Origin of the sequence: Candidatus Methanoperedens sp., assembly GCA_027460525.1 — an archaeon.
Lineage (GTDB): Archaea > Halobacteriota > Methanosarcinia > Methanosarcinales > Methanoperedenaceae > Methanoperedens.
The window spans coordinates 17,359-31,044 of sequence record JAPZAS010000012.1; the positions used below are offsets into that span (position 1 = coordinate 17,359).

Genomic DNA, 13,686 nt, shown 5'->3' on the forward strand with positions numbered 1-13,686 from the left:
TTTCAAATTCTTGAATATAGTAAATTTGTATCACATGAGGTAAATAAATGAAACCAGCAACAGTAGTTGCAGAAATCGGTTGCAACCATATGGGAGATATCAACATAGCTAAAGAAATGATCGAAACAGCTAAATATTTCTGTAAAGCAGAAGTGGTCAAATTCCAAAAAAGGAATCCGAAAGAATGTTTGACAGAAGCCGAATATAATGCACCGCATCCTGTGGAATATCATGCTTATGGGAAAACGTACGGGAAACATAGAGAATTTCTGGAATTTAATTTAAATCAGCACAAGGAGCTAAAATCTTATTGTGAACAAATGGGAATAATATACTCATCTTCCGTATGGGATATGACTTCTGCCAAGGAGATCGTATCTTTGAATCCGAAATTCATTAAAATTCCTTCTGCAATCAATACTAATTTTGAAATTTTAGAATATATCTGCAATAACTTTCAAGGTGATATTCATTTATCACTTGGAATGACGACCCATAAAGAGGAAGAAGATATTGTAGATTTGGTGAAAGAACAAAAAAGGAATAAAGATGTTGTCTTATATGCATGCACTTCTGGATACCCGGTACCTGATGAAAGTGTCTGCCTTCTTGAAATTAAAAGGTTACGGGAAAAATTCCTGGATGATATAAAAGCCATCGGGTACTCTGGACATCACAATGGCATAGCGATAGATATAGCTGCTTTTGTGCTGGGAGCAGAATATATAGAACGCCACTTTACATTAAACAGGACATGGAAAGGAACGGATCATGCTGCATCACTGGAACCTGATGGTCTCAGGCGAGTGATAAGAGATATTAAATCAGTTTCCTCGGCCATGACTTATAAATCAGAAGAGATCCTCGATATTGAAAAGGTACAGAGAAAAAAATTAAAATGGAATTGTAAGAGCTGGTGAAATTCCGTATGTCCAATGGGTATATAATAGACTGGAGTGGCAGAGCTTTTGACTATTCTGAAGAAGAGATTAACGCAATAGTAGATGCAATGAAGCATGCGGATCCTCTAACTCAGGGCAGGTTTTTAAACCAATTCCAGAAAGATTTCGGTACATATAACGGCACTCCAAATTCGTTTGCTGTGGCAAATTGTACCAATGCTCTGGACGTAGCCGCCCTTTTAACTGGATTGAAAAAGCACGATGAAGTTATAATCCCGGCCCATACCTTTTGTGCCAGTGCGATACCATTCGGAAGGACTGGAGCGAAAATCGTCTGGGGAGATATAGACCCCGATACACGGGTAATATCTGCTGAATCTATAGAAAAGAATATAACACCACGTACGAAGGTCATAGTCGCGGTGCATCTGTACGGGCTTATGGCTGATATGAACCCAATAATGGATATCGCGACAGACAGGGGTTGCCTTGTCGTGGAGGATTGTGCGCAGGCGATTGGTGCGGAATACGATGGGAAAAAGGCAGGCTCCATAGGTGATTTTGGTGCATTCAGTTTCCACGGACAGAAGAATCTGACGACCTTGGGGGAAGGCGGCATGTTAACTGTGAAATCTGATGAACTGGCAAAATTAGTGCCAGGGCTCAGGCACAATGGTGTGAAACCTTACGATTATGAGAGAGAGCATTATTGGATCCCTGCAATGAGTGATGTCAATCTGGATATGGAAGGGATATGGCCCTATAATTTCTGTCTGGGTGAACCTCAGTGTGCCTTGGGTTCCGCGATATTAAAAAGAATAGATCAGATGAATGAACTCAGGATAAAAAGAGCCAGGAAATTTATGGAAGCTGTTTCAGATTTTCCAGAACTTTCCTTTCAGAAAGTTCCAAAAAACCAAAAACATGTATATCATCTGCTCTCAGCAAAATATGATGGTACGGGATTCGGAAAAAGCAACCATGACCTGATAAAAATAATGGTATATAAATATAAAATAAAATCTATAGTTCAATACTACCCTCTATATCGCTATCCACTGTTCAAGAAAATGGGATTTGGACAGCATAACTGCCCGAATACAGATGAATTTTTTGATAACATGATCTCATTTCCTTTCCACTTGTGGATGAACGAGCAGCAATTCGATTACATGATTGATTCTACAGTAAAAGCACTTAAGGAACTGAGAAAATAGGCTGGTAGCTATATGATCAAATTTGATTCAAGAACGCAGATAATTATCTCTGAAGACCTGCCTTGGGACGTCCTGTCCGTGATCCAGGAAGAAAAGGCGGGAAAAGTAGGTATAATTGTGGACAGGAACGTGGCGGGTAACAAAAATATAATAGAGCTGATGGAAGTCCTCGGAACTAGGGTTACTACAGTTTCAAAAATTATTGGTATCTCAGAACCTACAACGGATATGGTTAATGAAGTTTCTTCCAGGTTCAAGAAAGAGAGGATAGAATTCTTTATTGGAATTGGCGGCGGGAGCACACTCGATTTGACAAAAGCGGCTTCAGCTATGGTTGTTAATCCGGGTAATGTGGAGGAGTATCATGGGACAAATAAAGAGATTAAAGAATCAGTTAAAAAAATGATGATTCCTACTACTGCTGGAACCGGCAGTGAAGTAACACCAGGAGCAGTCCTTATCAATAAAAAGAAGAATTTTAAAAGGGGGCTCAGTTCTAAATGCATGGTTCCCGATTACGCAGTCCTGAATGCCGCCCTCACGGTCGAGATGCCTGAAAAAGTCGCTGCATCGACAGGTATGGACGCTATAGGACATGCTATCGAATCCTATACAGCAAAAAACGCAAATGAGATTACCCGCATGTACTCAAAAGAGGCGTTTAATCTTGTCTTCAATAATCTCATCAAGGTATTTGATGATAAGAATGATCTTACTGCCAGGAAAAATATTCAGTTAGGCGCATGTCTTGCAGGTTATGCCATCTATAATTCAAATACTGGCGCATGTCATGCTTTATCATATCCTCTGGGTATCTATCACAATGTTCCTCACGGGGTCGCTGTTGCTCTTCTATTGCCTGAAGTAATTGGGATTAATATAGAGAAAGGTTGTTATCTCTATTCCGCTTTATATGATCTTGTCGAAAATAAAAAGGATCTCAAAGACCCTGTTGAAAAATCAAATAAACTCTGCGAACTACTAAAGGGTTATTCGCCCTTAAAACACCTTAAAACGCATTTAAGGGATTACGGTGTTGATGAATCCAATTATGAATTTTTAGCTGAAAGGGGATTGGATCTTGCCCCTGCATTAAATAATAATCCGGTTGCTTTTGGTTATGAAGACTCTAAAAAGGTCTTGAAACAATTAATATAAGGATATTATCATAACTTCAATGAGACGATAAAAATGATTCTTGGCGTGATACCGGCTCGAGGTGGAAGTAAAGGCATTCCTCGTAAGAATATTAAAACGATATGCGGAAAACCTCTTATAGCATGGTCTATTGAGTCTGCCAGGAAATCAAAACTCCTGGATGATTTTGTTGTTTCGACAGAAGATAGCGAAATCGCAGATATTTCACGGCGGTATGGAGCAAAAGTCATAGACAGGCCGGCAGAATTAGCTACTGATGAGGCTACAACGGTCTCCGTAATTCAACATATTGTTAATGTATTAAATCCCGATATTGTAGTAGTGCTTCAGCCAACGTCACCGATACGCGATGACGACCTAATTGATATGTGCATCTCAAAGTTCTTAGAGATAAAACCCGATAATCTGGCTACCGGATATTATTGCAAGATGCGTGAATATGGCACCTATGACAATTTAAGGCGCCAAGATATTAAGGGCTTTTTCTATGACGACGGGAATGTCTATATTCTTAAAAGAGAGCTTATTCTGGAAGGAAAATGGACCGGGAAAAATATGGTAAAAATACCCATAAGTCACGAGCAGAATTTTGAAATTGATGATGAAGTGGACTTCTTTATAGTAGAAAAATTACTTGAGAAAAGAGAGCTTAAAAAGCAAAATGGTATATTTAAGAATATTAAACTAATTGCGATGGATGTAGATGGGGTTCTAACAGATGCGGGAATGTATTATTCTGAAGATGGGAATGAGTTAAAAAAATTCAACACCCGGGACGGCAAAGGCATAGAATTGGCCCGAAGTGTGGGGATTAAGACTGCATTAATCACACAGGAGAAAACCAAAATTGTGGAGAAGCGGGCAGCGAAACTGGGGATTAATTATGTGTACCAGGGTATAAAAGACAAGACCAGAGTAATAGAAGAAATAGCATTAAAAGAAAAACTGGATATGAACCAGATTGCATATATAGGTGATGATGTTAATGATATACCTCTTTTAAAAATGGTAGGTATCAGCTTTGCGCCGAACGATGCATCGGAAGAAGTAAAGCAGATTGTCAGTTTTATAACTTCACGAAAAGGCGGGGAAGGCGCAGTGCGTGAATCAGTGGATATTATTTTAGGAAATAAGCCGTTATATAATGAAATCTATCACAAATTGGCGCCAGGACTTAATAAATGACTTGCAATTATTGTAAAGGAACCGAATATGAAGTTGTGGCAGAATACACAAGGCTTGAAAAGAATGACGTCTTGAAATGTAAAATCTGCGGACTTGCATATCTTGACATTAAAAATATGCCGAATTTTAACAGAGTAGAGGATATATGATTTTTGCAAAATTTATTGAAAAATTGGATATTTATGAAGAATATAATGAATAGACTATCTATTGCTAATGAAAAGGTATCATTGAAAGATTCAAAAGATATTACATATCGAAAAGATCATGTCTGCCCGATTTGTTTGACATCGTTAGATTCTGTATTACGTGTAGAATACCTTGACGAAGAATTCAAATATTTGCCAAAGAAGGATAATCCTTTCTCAGATTTAGAGACTTTTGTATGCAGTAATTGTGGATTCGGTTGGGTAAATCGCTATATTGATCAAGCACAACTTAATAACTTTTATTCAAATGTTTACAGGGGCCTTGAATCTGTTTATAGCTATCAAAAACCAAAATTAATGATGCCAAAAATTAGGGGTTTTGCCCCGTTAGATGCCAGATTCGTTTCACAAATTCTTCTAGCAAAGATGTTTAAAAATTTTCAGGAAGGTGAGAAAGTTTTGGACATCGGTCCTGGTAGGGGGGAGAGTTTTCGGACCATTTCACAGATGATATCTGGTATGAATTATTTTGCATTTGAGCCTGATGAAAGTAGCAGGGCATTTCTTCAACGAACTGGTGTTTATGTATTCCCATATTTATTTTCATTAAACCTGAATATAAATTCAATTGTCAGAGGATGTAAATTTGATTTAATTCTGATGTCACATGTCTTAGAGCATTTCAATGGAAGAGACATTGTGGCTATATTGGAAAATATACGTAGAATATTATCTGAAGATGGCATTCTTATATGTGAAGTTCCCAATTGTGACTGGAGGCAATATGAGAAAATGCGAATAAATGATTCACCACATCTGTCTTTCTTCACTGTTGATAGTCTGAGAAGTGCATTGATTAAAGCGGGGTTCGACGTTAGATTCTTAAACACGTGCTCTGCAGATTATAATTCTTGGTGGGACCGAAGCAAATCGTCAATTCAAAGTAAACATAAATATCAAGTTAAGCCTTGTATGTTAGATTTGATAAAAAGAATTTACAGGATATTGCCCATTCCAGTTCCAAAAAGAATTGGGACAGCTCTATATTCATTAATGTTTCCAGACAATCTATCCAATCTATTTCTCTCGGATGATTTCAAATATGGAGGCGAACGTACGTGTCTTCGTGCTGTAGCGCGTCCTTTGAGCAGAATCGATTCGGACCATCCTGATTTCAAGCATGAAAACATTGCCAAAATGTGAGATTTATATGTTTTTGATAAACACTGCTGACCAGCGTTTCTGGAAGAAGGATGAGAAGATACTATTCCTCGGCGAATGGTGTAAAATATACAACCAGAGGCATATCTGGTCAAATCTGGATCATGAGGTGCTTCCCTATCACTGGGATGACAGGGGAAGGCTTTATCGGGATTACCAGTACTTAAATGGTGTTTATGAGAAGTATCTGAAACTGTTGGCTGAAAGGCTCAACGATCTCCACGGTGGTGGTTACTCCGCTCGCTACTGGCGTATTATCATCGGGCCATGGCTATTCTATTTCATTGAAATATTATATGACAGGTACCTCTCCATCCAGACAGCCATTAGGTCAGGTTTGGTGACAGGTACATGGATAATTCCGAGAAAACTTGAGAAATGGGCTTCCAAAGACTTTCCAGTGGTCCGCAGATGGGGTGTTTCAGATGAGTATAATCAATACTTGTACAGCAGGATAATAGAAACACTTAAAGAAATGCCTTTTAACCTAGTAAATTTTGAAATAACACCACCATTGGGCAAAGAGTCAAATTCGTATTTCAAAAACGCAGCCAAGAGGTTGTTTGGGATTTATTCCAAAAATCTTCCTTCACGTTGGAATCAGGTTGTCCTTGTTGCAAGCTATCTCAATTTTTGGGATTTAATAAGGCTGCAGCTCTCCATGGGACAAATGCCTTATCCGTTTATGCCCTCAGTTATGCTTGAAGATGTTTCCGTGAAACCATTGATGAGGGAAAAATTAGTTTTAAAACAAGGTAAAGATGAGTTTGAGTCCATTCTGGATTGGTTTATTGCTGACCAGATTCCTAAAGCATACATAGAAGGATATGCGGATATGCATCAGATGTCGCTTGATGCGTTTCCCAAAAAACCTAATGTAATCTTTACCGGCAACGCTTTCTACGGCAATGAAGAATTTAAGTTCTGGGCGGCGTATCAGGTAGAATATGGAACTAAACTGGCAGGTACGCAGTATGGTGGACACTACGGCAGTGGCCTGTGGGCAATTTTAGAAGCTCATGAAATTAATAGTACTGATCGATACTATACTTGGGGCTGGAAAACCAATGGTGAACCGAAAACAGTACCCCTATCTGCTGGGAAATTTGCAAAAATCCAAAAAACCGTAAAACCTAATTTGAAGGGCTCTATTCTGTGGGTGGTCACATCGATGCCACGGTATTCGTACTGGATGTATAGCGTTCCGGTAGGACCGCAGATGCAGGATTACCTCAATGAGCAGTATCGATTTGCATTATCTGTTTCACCAGAAGTTCATGAACAGCTCCTCTTGCGTTTGTATATGAACGAATACGGCTGGAATGAAAGAGACCGTTGGGTTGACGTAGATCCCGCTCTCAAGCTATACAGGGGCAAAAAGTCGATGTATCGGCAGCTTAACGAAAGCCGGCTGTTCATAGGCACTAATAATGCAACCACATACCTTGAGACTTTTTCAGCAAATTTCCCGACAATTCTTTTCTGGAATCCGAAGCATTGGGAACTGCGACCCTCAGCACAACCTTATTTCGATGGGTTACGCGGGGCAGGAATTCTCCACGATACACCTGAATCGGCTGCAGCAAGGGTCAATGAGATTTACAGAGATCCTGAGGCATGGTGGAGCCAGGAGGAGATTCAAAATGCAAAGGATGAATTCTGCCAGCAGTTTGCCCACACCTCGAAAGATTGGCTCAAAGAATGGAAGATAGAGCTTCTTAATCTGGCTAAAAAAGCATAGGAGTAAGATGATATTAAATAATTATAATCTTTATACTCTGGAGATATAGCAAATGAACACCCTGATAGTTTATAGATTTCTTATCAAGCATTATCGCATCAAGATTTCATACAAGACAGGTTTGTTCCAAACAGCCTGGAATCTTAATAATATGATTGAATATAAAAAAAGAAAAGCATATAAAATTTGAAAATCCGAAATTATTCCATATCTATATGCATCAAGAATTCTTAAATTATTGAATTTTCGATAAATCATGCTAAACACGACCTTCTCCCGAATCATGAATATCAGCCCTGTGCAGCGGCAGAGCATGATATCGATTTTATGGAGTCTTATATTCACGGTAATCGGTTTTTTAAGTACAATGTATTTTGCGCATGCACTGGGAGCAGGAGTGTTGGGTGCATATTTTTTATTCATTACATATTTAGGTATATTAAATATATTTAGTGATGGCGGGTTAAATAGCGCAACAATAAAACGAATCAGCGAAGGGGAAGACCAGTCTGCATTTTTTACTGCCTATTTTGCAGTTCGTATCTCACTTTTCTTATTTCTCATCTTAGGTTTGAAAATATTCGGAAATTTGTTCGTTGATATCGACAGATCTGTTATGATTTTTTGGCTGCCGTTGGCTTTATTTGTTTATATTTTTTCAGATGCGATTACTGTTGGTAATGGTGGTCTTGGAAAAATAGGGGTTACTTCAACCTCCACGTTTATTGGCAATGTTTCGAGAGTTATTGTCCAGATTATAGCAGTCATACTTGGTTATAGGACAGGCGGACTGATCGGAGGATTTATCATGGGAGTTCTGGTCAGCGGCATTTTTGGGTGGCGATTTTTCGAGGTGAGTTTTGCACGGTTTAACAGGAAACATTTAAAAAGTCTATTCTCCTTCTCCTTCTGGATGTTTTTATCCAGTAGTGGTGGCCTCGTATTCGCCTATGCAGATACTGCTTTGATAGGGCATTTCCTGAAGAATTCAGATGTCGGAGTATATAACGTTGCTTTCCAGTTTACCGGTTTAGTTGTTCTGGTCTCAAACGCTCTTATAGCGGTTCTATGGCCCAAAATCAGCTATGGGAGCAAGATTGGAGACATTGATTTATTAGAAAAATCATTGACAAAATCCATCATCTACTCATTAATTTTAGCTGTGCCTTTGCTGGTCGGTGGCTGGGTATTAGGGGATAAAATGCTTCTTTATTTTTATGGAAAAGAGTTTTCATCCGGAACATATGCGCTTATACTGTTGTTCCCTGTACGATTGGTAACTATAATTGCATCATTATTAGGTACATATATATTTGCGATGGATCACCCGAAGGAAGGTTTTAGGATTATCCTGTTATCTGCGGTGACAAATATAATGCTGGATTGGTTTTTTATCCCTATCCTCGGGATTACTGGGGCAGCATTGGCAACACTGATATCCATGACACTCTTGGTCATTATAGAAAGACATGTACTTTCTCAGTATATGTCTGTAAAAATGGGTGTTAATAACATGAATAATATACTGAAAGCTTCACTAGTAATGGGTTTATTTATCGTAGGGTATCGTTTCTTAATGCCCTTAGACAATCTTTTATTTATGATACCAGTGATATTTGGTGCACTGATATATTTTGTATTATTACTTAAAATGGATAAAGCTATACACGATGAACTTCAAGACATCATACAATCAGCAGGATTAATTTGGCCGAAATGGTTATAGCTTGATAGTATTAACAAAAATCATAAAGACGCCTCTCGACCCATATTATTATATTACTGTTTGACTATCAATAAAAGTGTAAATGCATACCGGAGATTATTTATGAAAGTTGTAATACTTTGTGGAGGTCTAGGCACACGTCTTAGAGAAGAAACAGAATTCCGTCCCAAGCCAATGGTACTTATCGGTAACCGGCCTATCCTGTGGCACATTATGAAAATTTATGCTTACTATGGCCATAAAGAATTCATCCTCAGCTTGGGTTATAAAGGAGAAATGATTAAGGAATATTTTTATCATTATGAACTTATGAACAATGATGTGACTATTGAACTTGGGAATCCAGCAAATACCATTATTCACGAGGGTCATGAAGAAAATGGTTGGTCGGTCACTCTGGTTGATACGGGGGAGAAGGCCTTAAAAGGAGCTCGTTTAAAAAAAGTTGAAAAATATCTAAAAGATGATGATGTTTTTATGATGACTTACGGGGATGGATTATCGGATGTGAATATTAACGATCTGCTGCATTTTCATCAAAGCCACAGAAAGCTGGCGACCGTTACAGGAATTAATCCTGCTTCACGTTTTGGCGAACTGAAATACAAAGGAGACCAGGTAGAGGCATTCAATGAAAAACCCAAGACTGGGTCTAGTCTCATAAATGGTGGTTTCTTTGTATTCAACAGAGGCATATTTGATTATCTCTGTGCTGAAGATAATTGCGACCTAGAAATCGGGCCTCTTGAAAAGATCGCGCACGAAAGGCAGCTAATGGTATATAAGCATAAAGGCTCATGGGCATGCATGGATACCATACGAGATATGGATTATTTGAATAAGCTATGGAATGAGAACAAAGCTTTCTGGAAATTATAAATCGGTTATAATTTATGTTCAAATGCAGATCATGCAATAACGAATTAAAAGAGTGTTTTTTGACACTCGGTAATTCTCCTCTTTCTAATTCATTTTTAACTAAAGATAATCTGAAAAAAATGGAACCCTACTATCCTCTTGATTTATATGTATGTGAAAAATGTTTTCTTGTACAGATAGATGAATTTGAAGCCCCAGAAAATATTTTTTCATCAAATTATGCATATTTCTCTTCTTTTTCAGAAAGCTGGCTGCAACACTGTAAGAATTATTCCATGATGATGGTGCAGCGCTTTTCTCTGGATAAGAACTCCTTTGTGATTGAGATCGGAAGCAATGATGGATATCTGTTACAGTATTTTAAACAACAGTGTATACCCATCCTCGGGATAGAACCTGCATCAAATACGGCGGAAGCCGCAAGAAAAATCGGGGTCCCAACTGATATTGCTTTTTTTAGTACATCGTATGCCAAGAAAATGAAGCAAGCAAATAAACTTGCAGATTTAATTCTGGGCAATAATGTCCTGGCTCATAATCCCAATTTGAACGATTTCGTTGAAGGATTAAGGATCGCATTAAAACCAGAAGGTGTTATAACAATGGAATTCCCTTCTTTACTAAGTCAAATGGAAGGTAATCAATTTGATACAATATATCATGAACATTTCTCTTATTTTTCTTTCCATTCTGTAGAAAAATTATTTGCTTCTCATGACCTTGTACTTTTTGATGTCGAGGAACTTCCAACCCAGGGAGGATCACTGCGTATATATGGTAAACACAAGAACGACACCTCAAAAACCATTGCCAGTAATGTGGCAGATTTATTAGATAAGGAGAAAGCTGCTGGGCTATTAAATTTAAAAACATATTATAATTTCGGAAGGAATGTGGAATCAACAAAGAGAAAATTGCTCCAGTTTTTAATCAAGACAAAAAACGATGGCAAGAAAATTATCGGATATGGTGCTGCAGCCAAAGGTAACACGCTTCTTAATTATTGCGGGATTCGGACAGACTTTCTGGATTATGTCGTGGACAGAAGCCCATTCAAGCAAAACAAGTATTTGCCTGGTACCCATATACCTGTCAAAGATCCGGACAAGATACGGGAAGATATGCCAGATTATGTTTTGATCCTTGCATGGAATCTCAAGGACGAGATTATAGAACAGATGGGTTATATCAGAGAATGGGGTGGGAGATTTGTTGTCCCTATCCCCGAGGTTCAGGTGCTATAGTTGAAATTCATTGAGACAAAATTGAAAGGTGCTTATATTATTGAACTGGAACCAGAATATGATGGGAGAGGTTTTTTTGCCCGCTCATTCTGTGAGAATGAATTTGAAAGATACGGCTTAAAAACCCGTATTGTTCAATGCAATGTATCTTTTAATAAAAAAAAAGGTACACTGCGCGGAATGCATTATCAGGCGGCTCCATACGAAGAAGCTAAACTGGTAAGTTGTACAAGAGGAGGAATATATGATGTGTTAATAGACCTAAGACAGGATTCTCCGAATTACTGCCAGTGGTTTGCTTCGGAGCTAAGTGCTGGAAATTATAAGATGGTGTATATTCCCGAAGGTTTTGCTCATGGCTTTCAGACCTTGGAAAAGAACACAGTGGTTTTTTACCAGATGTTTGAGTTATATCATCCAGAATGTGCAAGTGGTATAAGATGGGATGATCCTTATATTGGAATTGATTGGCCCATTAAAGAAAAAATGATCTTATCAAAAAGAGATCAGGAATATAAGAACTTTGGATAGTATATTTACCATGCAGTTATTTTATGAATCAACTTAAAATATTGTTATTGTTTCCTAATACAAGCAATGATGGTGTTGCACCACTTGCAATAAGTATCTTATCGACGATTGCAAAGAAAAGTGGATTTGATGTAAGATATTTTGAAACATCCTTTTATAAGAAAAAAAGTACAGCTGGGGAAGAGCGAGAACAAACAGGTGAATTTAAATCGGTCAATAGAGAAAGTTTTGTACACTTGCGTCCATTTAAATTTATGGCTGAAGATTTAAATACGGTTCTTTCCAATTATCAACCTGATATTCTTGCAGTTAGCGCTAATTCACTTGAATATGATTTGTTTTGTGATTTGATAAAAAACATTAACTTTGGAGAAAAAAAACCATTTATATTAGTTGGTGGGGTACATGCAACAATATCTCCACAAGAAGTAATTGAAAATAAATTCGTTGACGCCATATGTATCGGCCAAGGTGAAGAGGCTTGGCAAGAATTTTTAATTAAATTTAAAAATGGACTTGATTTTACAGATACCAAAAATTTATGGATAAAAACAGTCGGAAAAGTTATAAAGAATGGTGTAAGACCTTTATTAAGTGAGGATAAACTTTGGGAAGTAGAATTGGATGAAATTTTTTTTGATGAACGGCATTATCTAAAACCTTTTGATGGAAGGATATACAAGCGAGGATTAGTTGAATTATCAAGAGGATGTCCTTATAGTTGTAGCTATTGTGTTAACACTGCTTTTAAAAACATTTATAGAGGACAGGGGAAGTTTGTAGTTTTCAGGCCATATCCAAATCTAAAGAAAAGAATTATAAATCTTGTAGAAAGTGGGTTTGAAATGTTGCAATTTCAAGACGAATGTTTTTTAAGTGCTTCATATGATTATTTGAAGGAATTTTGTAGCTGGTATGGAAAAGAAGTTAGGTTACCTTTATTAGTACAGACTCGTCCAGAATCAGTAACAGATGAAAAGATAAAACTTATTTCTGATATGGGTGTACCTGTTCAAATTTCTTGTGGTGTAGAAACAGGAAGTGAAAGAATTTTACGTAAGATTTGTAATCGTAAAGTAACATTGGAACAAATAAAAAAAGCATTTGGAATAATCCACAAATACGGATTACGTTCGAATGCATACACGATGATAGGTTTTCCAACTGAGACACGCAAAGATGTATTTGATACAATAAATTTGATAAGAGAAATTAATCCTGATATTTCTATAATGTCTGTTTTTTATCCGTTTAAAGGAGTTCCACTTAGACAATTTTGCATCGATAAAGGATATATAAATGGAGATGAAAAAGCAAAAACGTTTACAGATAGGTCAATTTTGAAAAATCAACCGATGTCTCCGGAAGAAATCCAAAATCTGCGGCGAACATATAGGCTATATACAAAATTACCACAGAAATATTTCCCAGAAATTGAATTATGTGAAAAAGATTATGAAAGCTATAAAAAGTTGTTTAATGAACTCGTTTCTTTATCCTGGAATATATGACATATTAAATAATCTTAATAATCACATTTATACTTTTTTCCACTCATTACCAGAGAGCTTAGTAAAACATCATTGAAATATATATAAACAAACTAATCTAATTTGTTTTTAATTTAAAAAAACGACATCATTAAGGCGGAGGATAACTATTTAAAGACGGATAATGTAATACTTATGCAAACAGGAGATTATGATATAATAAAAAAATTATACTACAAGTTT

11 protein-coding genes are annotated in these 13,686 nt (G+C 37.3%); all 11 read left to right on the top strand.

Annotated elements, in window-relative coordinates; genetic code table 11:
* Window positions 1-47: 47 nt before the first annotated feature.
* The 11 genes from O8C68_03515 (at window position 48) to O8C68_03565 (ending at window position 13,464) form a co-directional block, all read left to right on the top strand.
* Window positions 48-920 carry an N-acetylneuraminate synthase family protein gene (locus tag O8C68_03515; GenBank protein MCZ7394874.1) on the top strand — a complete coding sequence of 291 codons (873 nt, stop codon included), beginning with the start codon at window positions 48-50 and terminating at the stop codon, window positions 918-920.
* Window positions 921-928: 8 nt separating this feature from the next.
* Window positions 929-2,119: a DegT/DnrJ/EryC1/StrS family aminotransferase gene (locus O8C68_03520; GenBank protein MCZ7394875.1), complete on the top strand. Its 1,191-nt coding sequence runs from the start codon at window positions 929-931 to the stop codon at window positions 2,117-2,119.
* 12 nt (window positions 2,120-2,131) lie between these two features.
* A complete protein-coding gene (locus O8C68_03525) occupies window positions 2,132-3,277 on the top strand; it encodes an iron-containing alcohol dehydrogenase (GenBank protein MCZ7394876.1) in 1,146 nt (381 codons plus the stop codon).
* A 33-nt stretch (window positions 3,278-3,310) separates the two neighbouring features.
* Window positions 3,311-4,462, top strand: coding sequence for an HAD hydrolase family protein (locus O8C68_03530; protein MCZ7394877.1), 1,152 nt, complete (start codon window positions 3,311-3,313; stop codon window positions 4,460-4,462).
* 182 nt (window positions 4,463-4,644) lie between these two features.
* Window positions 4,645-5,814, top strand: coding sequence for a class I SAM-dependent methyltransferase (locus O8C68_03535; GenBank protein ID MCZ7394878.1), 1,170 nt, complete (start codon window positions 4,645-4,647; stop codon window positions 5,812-5,814).
* Between the two features lie 7 nt (window positions 5,815-5,821).
* Window positions 5,822-7,573 carry an LIC12162 family protein gene (locus O8C68_03540; protein MCZ7394879.1) on the top strand — a complete coding sequence of 584 codons (1,752 nt, stop codon included), beginning with the start codon at window positions 5,822-5,824 and terminating at the stop codon, window positions 7,571-7,573.
* Window positions 7,574-7,829: 256 nt separating this feature from the next.
* Window positions 7,830-9,299 carry a flippase gene (locus O8C68_03545; GenBank protein MCZ7394880.1) on the top strand — a complete coding sequence of 490 codons (1,470 nt, stop codon included), beginning with the start codon at window positions 7,830-7,832 and terminating at the stop codon, window positions 9,297-9,299.
* 102 nt (window positions 9,300-9,401) lie between these two features.
* Complete coding sequence (rfbF, locus tag O8C68_03550) at window positions 9,402-10,178, top strand: glucose-1-phosphate cytidylyltransferase (GenBank protein MCZ7394881.1); 777 nt, start codon at window positions 9,402-9,404, stop codon at window positions 10,176-10,178.
* Window positions 10,179-10,192: 14 nt separating this feature from the next.
* The gene (locus tag O8C68_03555) at window positions 10,193-11,422 is read left to right on the top strand and encodes a class I SAM-dependent methyltransferase (GenBank protein MCZ7394882.1); all 1,230 of its coding nucleotides are present in this window, start codon (window positions 10,193-10,195) and stop codon (window positions 11,420-11,422) included.
* On the top strand, window positions 11,423-11,953 hold the full coding sequence (gene rfbC, locus O8C68_03560; protein MCZ7394883.1) for a dTDP-4-dehydrorhamnose 3,5-epimerase: 531 nt from the start codon (window positions 11,423-11,425) through the stop codon (window positions 11,951-11,953).
* Between the two features lie 23 nt (window positions 11,954-11,976).
* Window positions 11,977-13,464: a radical SAM protein gene (locus O8C68_03565; GenBank protein ID MCZ7394884.1), complete on the top strand. Its 1,488-nt coding sequence runs from the start codon at window positions 11,977-11,979 to the stop codon at window positions 13,462-13,464.
* Window positions 13,465-13,686 lie beyond the last annotated feature (222 nt).